Annotated in this window: 2 protein-coding genes; both read right to left on the reverse strand. The window is 73.1% G+C overall.

Going from position 1 to position 18,649, the window contains the following annotated elements; all coding sequences use genetic code 11:
• Window positions 1–21: 21 nt before the first annotated feature.
• Window positions 22–432 carry an aspartate 1-decarboxylase gene (gene panD, locus QRX60_RS39225; RefSeq protein ID WP_285996511.1) on the reverse strand — a complete coding sequence of 137 codons (411 nt, stop codon included), beginning with the start codon at window positions 430–432 and terminating at the stop codon, window positions 22–24.
• Window positions 432–18,533, reverse strand: coding sequence for a non-ribosomal peptide synthase/polyketide synthase (locus QRX60_RS39230; RefSeq protein WP_408630171.1), 18,102 nt, complete (start codon window positions 18,531–18,533; stop codon window positions 432–434). The genes panD and QRX60_RS39230 overlap by 1 nt, the downstream gene beginning before the upstream one ends.
• Between the last annotated feature and the right edge of the window lie 116 nt (window positions 18,534–18,649).

The following is an 18,649-nucleotide window of genomic DNA, read 5'->3' on the forward strand; positions in this document are numbered from 1 at the left end:
CTGTGTCCACCCCCACCTGCGTCAATTCCGGCCCGACAACTGGGCTTGCGCGCCGGGCACCGGCTCGGCCGGGTCGTGTCCCAGGTGGACCTGGCGGTTGTCCGCGTCCACGTGCACGACGCGCGGCCGGTGCCCGGCGCGCTCGGCCTCGTCGACCTGGGCGTAGGTGATGATGATGACGAGGTCCCCGGGGTGCACGAGGTGCGCGGCCGCGCCGTTGACACCGATGACTCCGGTGCCTGGTTCGCCGGTGATGGCGTAGGTCTCGAGCCGGGCGCCGTTGGTGATGTCGACGATCTGGACCTGCTCGCCTTCGACGATGTCCGCGGCGGCCATCAGGTCGGCGTCGATGGTCAGCGAGCCGACGTAGTGCAGGTCGGCCTGGGTCACCGTGGCGCGGTGGATCTTGGCGTTCATCAGGGTGCGCTGCATCAGCTTCCTCGTGTCTCGGTCATCAGCGCGGCGAGTCCGGCCGCGGTGGGGGTACGGAAGAACTCGGCGATCGGGAGCTCGGTCCCGAGCCGCTCGGTGATCCGGTTGCGCAGGACCACCAGCAGCATGGAATGCCCGCCGAGGGCGAACAGGTCGTCGTCGGCGCCGACGGCGGCGACGTCCAAGACCTCCGCGAAGACTTCGCAGAGGGTCTTCTCCAACGGCGTTTCGGGGGCCCGGCCGCGGGTCTCGAACCCGGGCACCGGCAGGGCGGCCTTGTCGAGCTTCCCGTTGGACGTCACCGGAAACGCGTCGAGGGGTACGATCGCCGCGGGCACCATGTACTCGGGCAGCGACCGGGCCACGAACTCCCGCAGCCGCACCGGATCCGCGCTCGCCGGGGTGGTGTAGGCGACCAGCCGCTTGTCCCGGTCTTCGCGGACGACGACGAGCGCCTGCTCGACGTCGTCGTGCCGGGCCAGGGCCGTCTCGATCTCGCCCGGCTCGATCCGGAAGCCACGGATCTTGACCTGGTCGTCGGTGCGGCCGAGGTACTCGAGCTGCCCGTCGGGCCGCCACCGCACCAGGTCGCCGGTGCGGTACATCCGCTCCCCCGGCGGTCCGTACGGGTCGGCGACGAACCGCTCGGCGGTGAGCGCGGGACGCTCGTGGTAGCCGCGGGCCAGCCCGGCGCCGGCCAGGTACAGCTCGCCGGGCACACCCGCCGGGACCGGGCTCAGGCCGTCGTCGAGGACGTACGCGCGGGCGTTGTGCACCGGGCGCCCGACCACCGGCCGGTCGGCGTCGGCGAACCGGCCGACGAGGGCGTCCACGGTGGCCTCGGTCGGGCCGTAGAGGTTGTACGCCTCGGTTCCCGGCATCGACCGCAGCGACTCCCACAGCGGCTGCGACACCGCTTCGCCGCCGACGCCGACGACCGCGAGAGCGCACTTCCCGTCTTCGACGACCCCGGCCACGGCCAGCTGCGTGAAGTGCGACGGCGTCAGCTCCAGGAAGTCGAGCCCGCGTTCGCGCACCACCGCGGCGAGGCGATCGGGGTCGCGGCGCGTGTCGTCGTCGACGACGTGCACCTCGTGCCCGTCGAGCAGCCACAGCTGCGGCTGCCAGGAGGCGTCGAAGAAGAACGCCCACGCGTGCCCGACCCGCAGCCGCCGCCCGCCCGCGGCCGCCACCGCGGGGCGGTAGAGCGTCTCGCGGTGGCTGTGGAACAGGTTCACCAGCCCGGAATGCGGGATCACCACGCCCTTCGGCTTGCCCGTGGAACCGGACGTGTAGAGCACGTACGCCGGGTTCGCGGGCGACGGCGGAGTCAGCGTCGCGACAGTGTCCACAATGTCCTCGACGAAGAGCGCACCGGGAACCGGCGAGGCCACGGCGCGGCTGGTCAGGACCAGTGCGGCACCGGAGTCGGCGAGGATCGCCGAGATCCGGTCCGCCGGCTGGTCCGGGTCCACCGGCAGGTAAGCCGCGCCCGCCTTGAACACGCCGAAGATCGCTTCGACGACGGCCGCGGACCGCGGCAGCACGAGCGCGACCACCGACTCGGGACCGGCACCGTGCGACGTCAGCCAGCGTGCGAGGCGGTCGGTCCTCGTCGCGAACTCCGCGAAGGTGACACTGCCGGAAGCGTCGCTCAGCGCGGTCGCGCCCGGCGTCGCCGCCACCTGTGCGGCCAGCCGGTCGACCACCGTCGGCGCGGAAGTCGTCAGCGGTGCTCCACGCCCCCACTCGGCGATGATCCGGTGCCGCTCGGCCGCGTCCAGGACGTCGATCCGGCTCAGCGGCCGGTCCGGGTCGGCGACGACGGCCGCCATCAGCCGGACCAGGCGTTCGGTGAGCGTCCGGGCGGTCGGCTCGTCGAAGAGGTCGAGGCTGAACTCGAGGTCGCCCTCGATGCCTTCGGGGGTTTCGACGAGGTCGAAGGACAGGTCGAACTTCGCCTGCCGCAGCCCGGTGTCCCGGTAGGACGCGTCGAGGCCGAGCAGCCGCTCCGGCTCCGAGCCCGCGTGGTAGACCGCGAGCATGACCTGGAACAGCGGGTGCCGGGCCAGCGACCGAGCCGGGTTGAGCAGCTCGACAAGGTGCTCGAACGGCAGGTCCTGGTGGGCGTACGCGGCCAGGTCGGCCTCGCGGACACGGGCCAGGAGCTCCCGGAACGTCGGGTCGCCGTAGGTGTCGGTGCGCAGGACCAGGGTGTTGACGAAGAACCCGGCGAGGTCCTCCAGCGCGTGGTCCGTGCGGCCGGCCACCGGTGTGCCGAGCGGGATGTCGGTGCCCGCGCCGAGCCTGGTCAGCAGGGCCGCGAGCGCCGCCTGCAGCACCATGAACGTGCTGGTGTCGCTGCCGTGGGCCAGCTCGCGCAGGCCGCGGTGGACGTCGCCGGGCACGGTGAACGGCACGGCGGCGCCGCGGTTCGTCGAGCGTGCCGGGCGGGGCCGGTCCGCCGGGAGCGCCAGCTCGTCCGGGATCCCGGCGAGGGTGTCCCGCCAGAACGCCGCCTGCGCGCCGAGGACGCTGTCCGGGTCGTCGGCGCGGCCGAACATCTCGCGCTGCCACAGCGTGTAGTCCGCGTACTGCACCGGCAACGGCATCCACTGTGGACACTCACCGCGCAGGCGTGCCGCGTACGCGGTGTCGAGGTCCCGCTTCAACGGCGGCAGCGACCAGCCGTCGCCCGCGATGTGGTGCACCAGCAGCACGAACACGTGCCGCTCGGGCCCGGTCGAGACGAGCGTCGCGCGGATCGGGATCTCGGCGTCGAGGGTGAAGCAGTACGACGCCGCGGCGGTGACGCTCTCTTCGAGATCGGTCGCCGTTTCGGTGACCAGGACCGGCCGCGCGCGTTCGTCGCCCGGGTCCAGCACCACCTGCCGGGGCGTGCCCTGCTCTTCGACCAGGATCGTCCGGAGGACTTCGTGCCGGGCGACGACGTCGGCGAGCGCGGCCCGCAAGGCGTCGGCGTCGACCGGTCCGGTCAGCTCCCACGCCCACGGGATGTTGTAGGTCGCGCTCAGTCCGTCCAGGCGGTCGAGGAACCACAGCCGCTGCTGGGCGAACGACAGCGGCAGCACCTCGGGCCGCTCGGCCGGCACCAGCGCGGGCCGGCTTCGCCGCCCCGGATCCAGGAGTTCGGCCAGGCGGGCCGGGGTGGGTGCGTCGAACACCGCGCGGATCGGGACCTCGACACCGAGCAGCGCGCGGATGCGGCTGACCAGCCGGGTCGCCAGCAGCGAATGCCCGCCGAGGGTGAAGAACCCGTCGTCCGGGCCGACCTGCGCAACGCCCAGGACGTCGGCGAAGAGGTCGCACAGCGCCTGTTCGGCCGGCGTCCGCGCGACCCGGCCCGAGGTCCGGACCTCCGGATCGGGCAGGGCGGCGCGGTCGAGCTTGCCGTTGGCGTTCAGCGGCAGCTCCGGCAGCACCACGATCGCCGAGGGCACCAGGTACTCCGGCAGCCGTCCGGCGAGCGAGGCCCGCACCGCGGCCGGGTCGGCGCTGTCCCCGGACGGCACGACGTAGGCGATCAGGCTGTTCGAGCGGGCGAGCACGACCGCGCGGGCCACCGACGGGTCGGCGGTCAGCACGGCTTCGACCTCGCCCGGCTCGACGCGGAATCCGCGGATCTTGATCTGCTGGTCCGCGCGGCCCAGGAACTCGAGCGCGCCGTCACCGCGGCGGCGGACCAGGTCGCCCGTGCGGTACATCCGCTCCCCCGGTTCGAACGGGGACGCCACGAACCGTTCCGCGGTCGGCGCCGGGCGGCCGAGGTAGCCCCGCGCGAGCCCGGCACCCGCCAGGTACAGCTCGCCGCGGACGCCCGGCGGCACCAGCCGCAACGCGCTGTCGAGGACGTATGCGCGGGTGTTCGCGACCGGTCGCCCGATCGCCACCGGCCCACAGACCTGGGCCAGGCTGTCGCCTGCGACTTCGGAACAGCCGTACAAGTTGACCAGCTTCGCCGACGGCCACCGCTGTGCCACCTTTTCGGCCAGCGCGCCGGAAAGCGGCTCGCCACTGGTGATCCACGTGGTCACCGAGTCGAAGGCGGCGGCCGGGCCGTCCTCGACGAAGCTCTCGAGGAGGCTCGGCACCACGGTCAGCACCTGGGCGCCGGACGTGCGCACCAGTTCGGCGAGCGCGTGCGGGTCGGTGGCCGTCGCGTCGTCCGCGAGGACCACGGGGTCGCCCGCGACGAGCCCGCCGAGCAGTTCGGTCGAACCGTCGATGAAGGTCAGCGCGCTCTTCGCCACGCGAACGCCTTCGGCGATGTCCCGGCCCCAGTGCAGCCGGTTGGCCAGCGCGCGCTGGGTCCCGGCGACCGCCTTCGGACGCCCCGTGGAGCCGGACGTGAAGATCACGTACGCGGGATTTTCGGGACTGATGGACGGCCAAACCGGTCCGGGCCCGGTATCGCCGGGGCGGACCAGCCGGTCGCCGAAGCCTTCGTGGGCGACGACCAGGTGCGGAGCGGCGTCGGTGAGCATCAGCTCGACGCGCTCGGCCGGGTGGTTCAGGTCGAGGGGCAGGTAAGCGGCGCCCGTCTTGAGCACCGCCAGGAGAGCGACGACCAGGTCGGCCGACCGCGGCAGGGCGACGGCCACCACGCGTTCCGGCCCCGCGCCCCGCGCGAGCAGTGCCCGGGCGAGCGCCGTGGCGCGCGTGTCCAGTTCCGCATAGGTGAGGCGCTCCTCGCCGAACACCACCGCGGGGGCGTCCGGGGTCCGGGCGACCTGGGCCGAGAACAGCTCGGCGGCCGTCTCCGCCGGAAGGGGCGTCGCGGGGGCGGCGGCGAGCCGGCCGTGCTCGGCGTCGGTGAGCAGGTCGACCGCGCCGATCCGCGTGTCGGGATCGGCGACGACGGCCTGCAGCAGCGTCCGGAGCCGGTCGAGGATCGCCTCGACGCTCGCCCGGTCGAAGACGTCGCTGTTGTACTCGGCGGTGCCGCGGATCCCGGCCTGGCTGCCGGGCCGCTCACCGACGAAGAACGTCAGGTCGGCGCGGGCGGTGCCGGTGCGGACCGGTTCCTCCGCGACGGTCAGCCCGGGCAGCGCGAGGTCGGCGACGGCGTTGTTCTGCCAGGCCAGCATCGTCTGGAACAGCGGGTGGTACGCCAGCGACCGGACCGGGTTCAGCGTCTCCACCAGCCGCTCGAACGGCACGTCCTGGTGGGCGTAGGCGTCCAGGCTGCGGTCCCGGACGCGCGCGACGAGGTCGCGGAACGACGGGTCGCCGCCGGTGTCCACGCGCAGCACCAGGGTGTTGACGAAGAACCCGACGAGGTCGTCGAGGGCCTGGTCGGTCCGGCCGGCGATGGACGTGCCGAGCGGGATGTCGGTGCCCGCGCCGAGCCGGGTGAGCACGGCGGTGAGCCCGGCGTGGACGACCATGAAGACGCTGGCCCCGCAGGCGCGGGCCAGCTCGACGAGTCCGCTGTGGAGTTCGGCGTCCCAGCCGAACGCGAACTGCTCGCCCCGGTAGGACGCTTCCGCCGGGTGTGGCCGGTCGGTCGGCAGCTCGATCCGCTCCGGCAGGTCCGCCAGGGCTTCCCGCCAGTAGGCCAGCTGCGGCTCGATCACCGGCTCGCCGAGGACGTCCCGCTGCCACAGCGTGTAGTCCGCGTACTGGACCGGCAGCGGCGTCCACTGGGGAGCATCACCGGCCCGCCGGGCGGCGTAGGCCGTCGCGAGGTCCCGCCACAGCGGCGCGGTGGACCAGCCGTCCGAAGCGATGTGGTGGAACACCAGCACCAGGACGTGCTCGCGAGCGCCCAGGCGGAGCAGCTCGGCGCGCAGCGGGATTTCCGACTCCAGCTGGAACACCGTGCGGGCCGCTTCCGACACGGCGTCGGCGAGCGTCGTCTCGGTGACCGTGCGAGTGGGCAGCGGGATCGTGACGTCGTGGAGGATCTGCTGGCGGGCTTCGCCGTCGATCTCCGGGAAGACCGTGCGCAGGGCTTCGTGGCGTTCGACCACATCGGACAAGGCGAGCTTCAACGCGGACACGTCGAGGTCGCCGGTCAGCCGGACCGAGGTCGGCATGTTGTACGTCGCCGACGGGCCCTCCAGGCGGTGGAGGAACCACAACCGCTGCTGGGCGAACGACAGCGGCAGCACGTCCGGGCGCGGCTCGGCGCGTTCCAGCGCGGGCCGGGCCGCGGCGGAGTCCGAAGTGGACAGCAGCGCGGCCAGGCCGGCGACCGTCGGCGTCTCGAACACCGAACGGACCTGCAACTCGACGCCGAAGACCGCGCGCAGCCGCGCGACCAGGCGCGTCGCCATGAGCGAGTGCCCGCCCAGGGCGAAGAAGTCGTCGTCGACGCCGATCGACGCGGTGTCGAGGACCTCGGCGAACAGGCCGCAGAGGACCTCTTCGACCGGTGTCCGCGGTGCGCGGCCGGCGGTGACCTCCTGCTTGTCCGGGCTGGGCAGCGCACGGCGGTCGAGCTTGCCCGAGGCGAGCAGCGGCAGCCGGTCGAGCACCACGAACGCGGACGGCACCATGTACTGCGGCAGCCGGTCGCGGGCGTGGGCTCGCAGGGCCGAGACCAGGGCGCTCGTGTCGCGCTGCCCGGCCGGGTGATTGCCCAGCGTGGCGAGCGCGGCCCGCACCGGGCGGCCGCGGTGGATCCGCGTCGGCTCACCCGTGGCGAACACGACCTCCAGCGCACCCTCGTCCGCACTGAGCGTCGGGAACACGCGGTAGCCCAGGCGTGCACCGAGTTCCTGCAGTGTCTCGGGGTCCACTCCGGACGGCTCGGAGTCCAAAGCGGACAACGCGGCCTCGGCGTCCCCCTCGGCGAGCGCGGCGACGGCGGCGAGTTCGCCGGAAAGCCGCGCGTTCGGCACGCCGGTGACGCGCAGCCGCGCCGAGTGCTCGGTCAGCAGCCGTGCCAGCTCGTCGAGCGAGGTGAACGTGACGACGTCCTCGTCGAGCGGGCCCGGCTTGGGGGCCTTCCGCAGCACGACGTCGTAGCGGTGCCGGGTCAGCTCGTTGTGCGCCTGACCACGCTTGACCCACAGGTCGACGTCGCCGAAGCCGTCGAGCTGACGGGCCAGCGCCGGGAAGAAGTCCGGATCCAGCACCAGTTCGCCCTCACGCGCGATGGCCTGGTCGACCGCGGCCGCGTCACGACGTCCGTGGCGCAGCTCGGTCGCGGTCCGGAACGCCCGCAGCGAGCGCAGGTTCCGGATGTCACCCAGGAAGATCACCCCGCCCGGCCGGACGCGCGCCGCGGCCGTCCGGACGACCTCGGCGAGGTAGTCGACGCTCGGGAAGTACTGCGCGACCGAGTTGACGATCACGGTGTCGAACGGCTCGTCCGGCAGGTCCCCGAGGTCGTGCGCCGGGCGCGCCGCCAGGTGGACCTTGCCCGCGAAGGGCGTCGCCGCGAGTTCCCGCCGCAGGTTGGCGATCGCCTTCTCGGACAGGTCGACGCCCCAGTACTCCTCGGCGTCCGGCGCGATCCGCGACAGGATCAGGCCACTGCCGACGCCGATCTCGAGGACCCGCTTCGGCTTCAGCGCCCGGATGCGGTCGATCGTCGCCGCGTGCCACTCGCGCATCTCGCCGAGCGGGATATCCGAGCCGTCGTAGCTGGAGTTCCAGCCGGTGAAGTTCTCCTCCAGCCCGCCGGAAGCCGCTTCGGTGAAGACGTTCTCGTGCAGCTCGCGCCACTCGCCGACGTGGTCCAGCTCGGCCTCTTCGTCCCGGCCGGCCGCCGGGACGGCGTAGGCGATGAGCCGGCCGTCCTGCGCGAGGACGACGGACTGCCCGACCGCCGGGTGCTCGGTGAGCACGGCCTCGATCTCGCCCGGCTCGATGCGGTAGCCGCGGATCTTGACCTGGTCGTCCGCCCGGCCCAGGAACACCAGCCGGCCGTCCGGCAGCCACTTCACCAGGTCGCCGGTGCGGTAAAGCCGGCCGCCCGAGCCGAACGGATCCGCGACGAACCGTTCCGACGTCAGCGCGGCGCGCCCGAGGTACCCGCGGGCCAGGCCCGAACCGGCGAGGTACAGCTCCCCCACCACGCCGGGCGGGACCGGCCGCAGCCCGGCGTCGAGCACGTACGCCCGCGTCCCGGGGTCGGGGATGCCGATCGGGACGACGGTGGCGTCCGCCAGCTCGACCGGGTCGCTCTCGCCGAGCGTCGAGTTGGTGGTCGCCTCGGTCGGACCGTAGGCGTTGAACATCCGGCGGCCCGGCGCCCACCGCCGGACCAGCTCCGGCGACACGCGCTCGGTGCCCGCCAGCAGGACGCTGTCGCGCGGGAGGTCGCAGTCGGCCGGCATGGCGTCGAGCAACGCGGGCGGGAGGATCATGAAGTCCACGCCGTGCTGGTGCGCGTACTCGGTCAGCGCGGGTCCGGCGACCCGGCGCTCGGCCGGGACGACGACCAGGCGCCCACCGGAGAGCAGGCCGAGGCACAGGTCCCAGAACGCGACGTCGAAGCTCGGCGACGCGAACTGCAGCACCCGGCTGTGCGGCCCGATCCCGAAGCGCTCGACCTGGGTGGCGACCAGCTTCGCGACGCCGGAGTGCTGGAGGACGACGCCCTTCGGCCGGCCGGACGAGCCGGACGTGTAGATCACGTAGGCCGCGTTCTCCGGCCGCACCACGACGGCGGGGTCCTCCGTGGACATTGCGTCGAGCGCCGCGTCATCGAGGAGCACGCGAGGAACGTCCGTCGGGAGTTTCGCGTCGATCTCGCGGGTCGTCACGACGCAGACCGGGCGGGCGTCCTCGACCATGTAGGTGATCCGGTCGCCGGGGTAATCGACGTCGATCGGGAGGTACGCGGCACCGGCCTTCAGCACGGCCAGCTCCGCGACGATCATGTCGACCGACCGCGGCACGGCCAGCGCGACCACGCGTTCCGGCCCGGCACCGCGGTCGAGGAGCAGGTGTGCGAGCCGGTTGGCGCGCGCGTTCACCTCGGCGTACGTCAGCTCGACGTCCTCGAAGACGAGCGCCACCGCGTCCGGTGCTTCGGCGACGCGTCGGGCGAACAGCCCGGGGAACGTCTCGGTGCCCGCGGGGTCGAGCGACCCCGCCCACTCGGTCAGGACCCGGTCGCGCTCGTCGCCCTCCAGGAGGTCCAGGGCACCGACCGGGCGGTCCGGCTCGGCCAGCGCCGCGCGCAGCAGGACTTCGAGGCGGCGCAGGATCGCGTCCGCGCCCGGGTGGTCGAAGACGTCGGCGTTGAACTCCAGGACGCCCGCGATCCCGGCGTCGCGTTCGGTCAGCGAGATGGCCAGGTCGAACTTCGACGTCCCGGTGGTCACCGGGATCTCGGTGACGGTCAGCCCGGGCAGGGTGACCTCCGCGCGGGTGTTGTTCTGGCCGGCGATCATCACCTGGAAGAGCGGGTGGTACGACAGTGAACGCGCCGGGTTGAGCACCTCGACGAGCCGCTCGAACGGGACGTCTTGATGGGCGTACGCGTCGAGGTTGCGCTCGCGCACGCGCGCCACGAGGTCGCGGAACGTCGGCTCGCCGCCGGTGTCGACGCGCAGGACGAGGGTGTTGACGAAGAACCCGACGAGATCGTCGAGGGCCTGGTCGGTGCGGCCCGCTATGGGCGAGCCGATCGGGACGTCGGTGCCCGCGCCCAGCCGGGTGAGCAGGGCGGCGAGGGCCGCGTGGACGACCATGAACACGCTCGCGCCGGACTCCCGTGCCAGCTCGGTCAGGTGCCGGTGGAGGTCCGCGTCCCAGGTGAAGGTGTGCAGCTCGCCGCGGAAGGTCGCGGTCGCCGGGTGCGGCCGGTCGAGGGGCAGCTCGATGCGGTCGGGCAGGCCGTCCAGCGTGTCGCGCCAGTAGTCCAGCTGGGTGCCGAGCACGCTGTCCGGGTCGTTCTCGGCGCCGAGCAGATCCCGCTGCCACAGGGTGTAGTCCGCGTACTGCACCGGCAGCGGCGTCCACTGTGGAGTCTCCCCGGCGCGCCGGGCCGCGTAGGCCGCGGCGATGTCGCGCCACAGCGGGGCCATCGACCAGCCGTCGGAGGCGATGTGGTGGAACACCAGGGCCAGGACGTGCTCGCGCTGGCCCAGCCGCACCAGCTCCACGCGCATCGGCGCCTGTCGTTCCAGGTCGAACGAGCCGCGGACCAGTCCGGTCAGTTCGGTGTCGAGATCGGTGACGTCGCGCACCGGCAGGTCGATCTCTCCGGCCGGGAGGATGTCCTGGTAGGGAATGCCGTCGTGCTGCGGGAAGCGGGTCCGCAAAGCCTCGTGGCGGGCGACCACATCGGACAGTGCGGTGCGCAGCGCCTCGACGTCGACCGCGCCTTCGAGGCGCATGATCAGCGGGACGTTGTAGGTGGCCGACGGGCCTTCGAGGTGGTGCAGGAACCACAGCCGCTGCTGCGCGCCGGACAGGGGTACGCGCGCGGGCCGGTCCATCGGGACCAGCTCGGGCCGCGCGGTCCCGGTACCGGCGCCGACGAGCGCGGCGAGGCCGGCCGCGGTGGGCGTCTCGAACACCGACCGGACTTCCAGCTCGGCGTTCAGTGTCGTGCGGATGCGGGCGATCAGCCGGGTGGCCAGCAGCGAGTGGCCGCCGAGGGCGAAGAAGCTGTCGTCCGGGCCGACCCGCGGCAGGCCGAGGACGTCGGCGAACAGCTCGCACAGCTGCCGTTCGACGGGCGTGCGCGGCTCGCGGTCGGACGTCGGCGCGACAGGGTCGGGCGAAGGCAGGGCGCGGCGGTCGAGCTTGCCGTTGGCCGTTACCGGGAGCGCGTCGAGGACGACGATCGCCGAGGGCACCATGTGCTCCGGCAGCCGCTCGGCGGCGAGGGTCCGCAGGTCCGCGGGGAGCGTGCTGATCCGGCGGAAGCGGCCGGGGTTGCCGGTGTAGGACAGCAGCGGGCCGGGCCCCGGCCGGAAGGCACCGGCGGGATCGCCGGTCGTGAAGAGGACGTCGACCGAGCCGTCGCCGGCCGCGGACCAGGTGACCACTGTGTGGTAGCCGTGGGCGTCACCGAATGCGTACCAGTCTTCGGGGTTCACCCCATCCGGTGCGGTGCGGCCGTTCGGAACGCCTGCGATCCGGCTCGGACCGGCGACCTCGTCCACAGTGGAGAGATCGGTGCCCCACACGAGTGAGGGGACCTCGGGTGCCCCGGCCGAGCCGGGGCGCAGGACCACGTCGTAGCGGTACTGGGTCAGCTCGTTGACCGCCCGGCCGCGCTTGACCCGGATGTCCGCGGTGACCCCGTCGAGCCCGGCGAAGAATTCGGGCGCGACGAGGAGTTCCTTCTCCCGCAGGAGGTTCTGTTCGACGTCGCCCCCGCGCGCTTCGGCGACCGCCGCGTGGAAGGCGCTGACCTGGCGCAGGTCGCGGACGTCGCCGACGAACAGTGCCCCACCCGGCGCGAGGAGCTCGAGGGCCCTGCGCAGCACCTCCAGCAAGTACGTCCCGCTCGGGAAGTACTGGACGACGGAGTTGAGCACGATCGTGTCGAAGAACCCGGACGGCAGGCCCGTGACGTCGGCGGCGTCGCCGGTGCGCAGTTCGACGCGCCCGGCGAGCGCCGGATCCGCGGCAACCCGCTCGCCCAGCGAAGCGATGACCTCCGAGGAGAAGTCCGTGCCCCAGTACGTCTCGCAGTGCGGGGCCAGCTCGGTCAGCAGCAGACCGGTGCCGACACCGATCTCCAGCACCCGCTTCGGCTTCAGCGACCGGATCCGCGTGACGATCGCGTCCCGCCACTCCCGCATCTCCTCCCGCGGGATCGGCTGGCCGGTGTAGCTGGAGTTCCAGCCGGCGAACTCGTCCTCGGCCCCCGAGTACATCGAGTCGTACAGCTCGCGCCACTCGCCGACCTGCTCGGACTCCTCGTCCGGCGACGCGGCCGTGTCAGCGGGCACGACGTACCCGACCAGACGGACGTCACCCGGCCGGTCCTCGCGGGCCACGACCACGGCGTGAGCGACGTCGTCGTGCGCGGCGAGCGTCGCGGCGATCTCGCCGGGCTCGACGCGGAAGCCGCGGATCTTGATCTGCTCGTCACCACGGCCGAGGAACTCGAGGACGCCGTCGGGGCGGAAGCGGGCGAGGTCGCCGGTGCGGTACATCCGGGTGCCGGGCGCGCCGAACGGGTCGGCGACGAACCGCTCCGCGCTGAGCCCGGGGCGCCCGAGGTAGCCACGCGCCAGCTGGACGCCCGCGAGGTACAGCTCGCCGGCGGTGCCGGGCGGCACCGGACGCAAAGCGGCGTCGAGGACGTAGGTCCGGGTGTTCCACACCGGACGTCCGATCGGGACGGACGTGTCCTCGGTGGACGTCCGCCACGAGGTGACGTCGACCGAGGCTTCGGTGGGGCCGTAGAGGTTGTGCAACTCGGCGTCCAGCACCTGAGCGAACTGGACGACGGCGTCGGCCGGGAGGGGTTCGCCGCTGCACAGGACCCGGCGCAGGGTCGTGCACTCCCCCAAGGCCGGCTCCTGCAGGAACACCTGGAGCATCGACGGGACGAAGTGGACGGTCGTGACGCCGCGCTCGCGGATCAGCCGGGCGAGGTAGGCGGGGTCCTTGTGGCCGTCCGGCCGGGCGACGACCTCGGTGGCACCGGTGATCAGCGGCCAGAGGAACTCCCAGACGGAGACGTCGAAGCTGGACGGCGTCTTCTGCAGGACGCGGTCGTCGCCGGTCAGGCCGTACTCGTCCTGCATCCACAGCAGCCGGTTGACGATCCCCGCGTGCGGTACGACGACACCCTTGGGGCGGCCCGTCGAACCGGAGGTGTAGATGACGTACGCGGGGTTCTCCGGCCGGAGCACGACCTCGAGCGGAGCATCCGGAACTCCGTCGAGCAGCTCCGGGTCGTCCACGCGGACTGCGTGCGGCAGGTCATCGCCGGTCGCCAGCACCAGCGCCGGTGCGGCGTCCTCGATCATGAACGCGATGCGCTCGGCCGGGTAGCCCGGGTCCAGCGGCAGGTAGGCCGCGCCGGTCTTGAGCACCGCGAGGATGGCCGTGACCAGGTGCGTCGAGCGCGGCAGGGCCAAGGCGACGACGCGCTCGGGCCCGGCACCCCGCTCGGCGAGGACGCGGGCGAGGCGGTTCGAGACGGCGTCCAGCTCGGAGTAGGTCAGCTCTTCGTCCTCGAAGACGAGCGCTGTCGTGTCCGGGGTCCGCGCGACCTGGGCGGCGAACAGCTCGGGCACGGTCACCGCAGGGACATCCTCGACGGCTCCCGACCAGACCCCGGGCAGGGCGTCGCGTTCCGCCGGGGTGAGGACGTCGAGGCTGCCGAGCCGGCGGTCCGGGGCCGAGACGACCTGGCGCAGCAGGACTTCGAGGCGGTCGAGCAGGCCGGTCACGGTGGCGTGGTCGAACACCTCGGCGTTGAACTCGGCCTGACCGTGGATGCCGTCGGCGCGCTCGGTGAGGGAGACCCAGAGGTCGAACTTGGCCGTGCCGGTGCCGACGGGCCGCTCGGTGACGGTGAGCCCGGGCAGCTCGACGCCGGCGCCGGGGGTGTTCTGCCAGGCGAGCATCGTCTGGAACAGCGGGTGGTGCGCCAGCGACCGCGCCGGGTTCAACGCTTCGACCAGCCGCTCGAACGGGACGTCTTGGTGGGCGTAGGCGTCGAGGCTCCGCTCACGGACCCGGGCCACGAGGTCGCGGAACGACGGGTCGCCGCCGGTGTCGACGCGCAGCACCAGCGTGTTGACGAAGAAGCCGACGAGGTCGTCCAGGGCCGGGTCGGTCCGGCCGGCGATCGGGGTGCCGATCGGGATGTCGGTGCCGCCGCCGAGCCGGGACAGCAGGGCGGTCAGGCCGGCGTGCACGACCATGAACGGGCTCGCGCCGCACGCCCGCGCCAGGTCGGCCAGCCCGGCCTGCAGGCCGGAGTCCCAGGCGAAGGTGAAGAACTCGCCGCGGTAGGCCGACACCGCCGGGTGCGGCCGGTCGAGCGGCAGCGGGATCCGCTCGGGCAGGCCGTCGAGGGCCGTGCGCCAGTAGTCGAGCTGGGCGGTCTCTTCGGCGGCGAGGAGTTCTCGCTGCCAGAGCGTGTAGTCCGCGTACTGCACCGGAAGCGGCGTCCACTGCGGAGCTTCCCCACGGAGCCGGGCGCGGTAGGCCGTCGCGATGTCCCGCCAGAGCGGGGCCAGCGACCAGCCGTCGGCGGCGATGTGGTGCACGACGAGGACGAGGACGTGCCGCCGCGGGTCGACGGTCAGCAGGGCGGCCCGCACCGGCACCCCGGCGCCGAGGTCGAACACCCCGCGGACGAGCGCGTCCACTTCGGAGTCCACTTCGGACTCCGGCACCGCGCGGACGGTCAGCTCCACCTCGGGTTCGGCGAGCACCTGCTGGTACGGCACGCCGTCGGCGGTCGGGAACACCGTCCGCAGCGCTTCGTGCCGGTCGAGGACGTCGTGCAGCGCCACCCGCAGCGCCTCGACGTCCAGCTCGCCCGCGAGCCGCATGACGAGCGGGACGTTGTAGGTCGCCGACCCGCCTTCCAGGCCGTGCAGGAACCAGAGCCGCTGCTGCGCGAACGACAGCGGCAGCCGTTCCGGCCGCTCGGTGACCCGGGTGAGCGGGCGCCGTTCGGTGCCGGCCACCGCACCGGCCAGCAGGTCCGCCAGCGCGGCCGGGGTCGGCGCGTCGAACACCGCCCGCACCGGCACCTCGGCGCCGACCGCCGCGCGGATGCGCTGGATCAGCCGCGTCGCCAGCAGCGAATGCCCACCGAGGGCGAAGAAGTCGTCGTCCGGCCCGGCCTGCGGCACGCCGAGGACGTCGGCGAACATCTCGCACAGGAGCTGCTCGACGGGAGTGCGCGGCGCGCGGCCCGGCCCGGCGGCGAACCGCTCCGGGCTCGGGAGGGCCTTGCGGTCGAGCTTGCCCGAGGCGAGGACCGGCAGCTTGTCCAGCACGACGAACGCCGAGGGCACCATGTACCGCGGCAGCCGGTCCCGCACGTGCGCGCGCAGCGACGCCACCAGCGCGCCGGTCTCCCGCCGGGCCGCCGGGTTGTTCGCGTACGACGCGGGCGTGCCCGCCTGGGTCCGCACCGGGCGGTACGCCGCGGGGCCGTCCTCCCCCCTCGAGAAGACGGCCTCGAGCGCACCGCCCTCGGCGGCCCAGGTCACCGCCACCCGGTACCCGGCCCGCTCGCCGAGCCGGTGCAGCGCTTCGGCATCGACGCCGTCGCGGCGATCGAGCGCCGCCAGTGCCGCCTCGGCGTCCCCCTGATCCAGGGCGCGCACCGCCGCGAGTTCCCCGGTCAGGCGCGCGTCCGGGATCCCGGTCACCCGCAGCCTGCCCGGCGTCTCGGCGGCCAGGAACCGTTCCACCGCACCGAGATCGCCGTACGCGACCACCTGCTCTTCGACCGGCTCCGGTTTCGGCGCCTTCCGCAGGACGACTTCGTAGCGGTGCCGGGTCAGCTCGTTGTGCGCGCTGCCGCGCTTGACCCAGACGTCTACGTCGTCGAAGCCGTCCAGGCCGCGGGCCAGGGCCGGGAAGAAGTCGGGGTCGAGCACCAGCTCGCCCTCGCGCGCGATCGCCTGGTCGACCGCCGCGACGTCGGCCCGGCCGTGCCGCAGCTCGACCGCGGTGCGGAAGGCACGCAGCGACCGGAGGTTGCGGATGTCGCCGAGGAAGATGGTGCCGCCGGGCCGCACGAGGCCGGCCGCGGTCCGGACGACCTCGGCGAGGTAGTCCGCGCTCGGGAAGTACTGCGCGACCGAGTTGACGATCACGGTGTCGAACGGCTCGGCCGGCAGCTCGCCGAGGTCGTGTGCGGGGCGGGCGGCGAGGTGCACCCGGTCGGCGAAGGGCATCGCGGTGACCTCGCGCCGGACGTTCTCGATCGCGCTCTCGGACAGGTCGACGCCCCAGTACGTCTCGGCGTCCGGCGCGATTCGCGAGAGGATGAGCCCGCTTCCGACGCCGATTTCCAGCACCCGCTTCGGCGCGAGCGAACGGATCCGCTCGATCGTCGCGGCGTGCCACTCCCGCATCTCCGCCAGGGAGATCTCGGACCCGTCGTAGCTGGAGTTCCAGCCCGCGAAGTTCTCCTCGATGCCGGTCGAACCGGCGAGCATCTCCTCGTGGACGACGTGCCACTCCTCGACGTGCCCCTGCTCGGCCGCCTGGTCGCGGTCGGGCACCGGCACGGCGTAGGCGATGAGCTGCCCGTCCTGGGCGACGACGACCGACTGGGCGACGCGCGGGTGCTCGGCGAGCACCGACTCGATCTCGCCGAGTTCGATGCGGTAGCCGCGGATCTTGACCTGGTCGTCCGCCCGGCCCAGGAACACCAGCCGGCCGTCCGGCAGCCACTTCACCAGGTCACCGGTGCGGTAAAGCCGGCCACCCGAACCGAACGGGTCGGCCACGAACCGCTCCGCCGTCAGCCCCGGCCGCCCGAGGTAGCCGCGCGCCAGGCCGGACCCGGCGAGGTACAGCTCGCCGGCGACGCCGACCGGAACCGGCGCGAGGGACGCGTCGAGCACGTACGCGCGGGTGCCGGGATCCGGCACGCCGATCGGCACGGCCGAGCCGGGCGCGATCTCCGGGTCGCACAGCCCGAGCGTCGAGTTGGTGGTGGCCTCGGTCGGGCCGTAGGCGTTGAACATCCGCCGCCCCGGCGCCCACCGCCGCACCAGCTCCGGCGACACCCGCTCGGTCCCGGCCAGCAGCACGCTGTCGCGCGGCAGGTCGTAGTCGTCGGGGAACTCGGCGAGCAGCGCGGGCGGCAGGATCATGAAGTCGACGCCCTTGGCGTGGGCGTAGTCGGCCAGCTCCGGGCCGGGCACGCGCCGCTCGGCGGGCACGATCACCAGGCGCCCGCCCGAAAGCAGGCCGAGGCACAGGTCCCAGAACGCGACGTCGAAACTCGGCGACGCGAACTGCAGGACACGGCTGTGCGGGCCCACCCCGAAGCGTTCCGACTGCGTCGCGACGAGCTTCGCGACGCCGGCGTGGGACACCACGACGCCCTTGGGCCGCCCGGTGGAGCCGGACGTGTAGATGACGTAGGCGGCGTTGGCCGGGACGATCGCCGCGGCCGGGTCCGTGTCCGGCTCCGCGCCGAGGTCGAGTTCGTCGAGGAGCAGGACGTCGCCGTCGAAGCGGCCGGCGAGGTCGTTCGTGGTCAGCACGCACACCGGGCGGGCGTCGGTGACCATGAACGCGATCCGCCCGGCCGGGTAGTCCGGGTCCAGCGGCAGGTAGGCGGCGCCGGCCTTGAGCACGGCGAGCTCGGCCACGATCATCTCGACCGACCGGGGCACGGCGAGCGCGACCACCCGTTCCGGCCCGGCGCCGCGTCCGATGAGGACGTGCGCGAGCCGGTTCGCACGCGCGTCCAGCTCGGCGTAGGTCAGTTCCTCGTCCTCGAAGACGAGCGCGACGGCGTCCGGTGCCTCCCGGACGCGGGCGGCGAACAGCTCCGGCAGGGTCGACAGCGGCGTGTCGAGGCCGGTGGCGTTCCACTCTTCGAGGATCCGGTGCAGTTCCGGCTCCGGCAACAGGTCCAGGCGTTCCACCGGCCACTGTGGACGGGTCAGCGCGGCGGCCAGGAGGTGGTCGAGGTGCCCGAGCATGCGGTCCACCGTGGACTCGTCGAGGACGTCGGCGCGGTAGTCGGCGACGAGCGAGTCGCCGTCGGGGATCAGGTTCAGGTCGAGCGGCAGATCCGTCTCGGCGCCGAAGCCGACGTTGACGAGCACCGATCCCCCGCGACCGGGCTCGGGCGCGACCTCCGCGACCAAGTCGCCGAAGGGAACCTGGTGGGCCAGCGCGTCTTCCCGCGCTTCGCGCACGCGCGCGACGACGTCCGCGAATCCGGGCGAGCCACCGAGATCGACCCGCAGCGGCACCAGCGAGCCGATGCCGAGCACGAGGTCGACGGTTCCCGCGTACCGGGACAGCAGGACCGTGAAGGCCGCGAGGAGCGTCAGTTCGTCGGCCGCCGGAAGGGGGCGGCTCAGCCGACCCGGGACGGGCTCCGAGGAGTACGTCCGGTCGACCGGCAGCGGGAGCTCCTTCGGCGCCGAGGCGAGGCGGTCACGCCAGAATCCGAGCTCCGCCACCTGCTGCACAGCGTCAACGTTGCTCACCGGTAGACCAGCCTCCCGCTGCTCACGGCGCCCCGATCGGGGCGCGAACTTAGGTGACCCTAACAAACGGATGGTAAGGATGCACTCCTGTACCATCGGTTAGCCTTACCTAAAAT

This window comes from Amycolatopsis mongoliensis (assembly GCF_030285665.1).
Taxonomy (GTDB): Bacteria; Actinomycetota; Actinomycetes; order Mycobacteriales; family Pseudonocardiaceae; genus Amycolatopsis; species Amycolatopsis mongoliensis.

Excerpts from the sequence above, each read along its gene's own strand:
- panD (WP_285996511.1), bottom strand. The coding sequence starts at position 432 with ATGCAGCGCACCCTGATGAACGCCAAGATCCACCGCGCCACGGTGACC.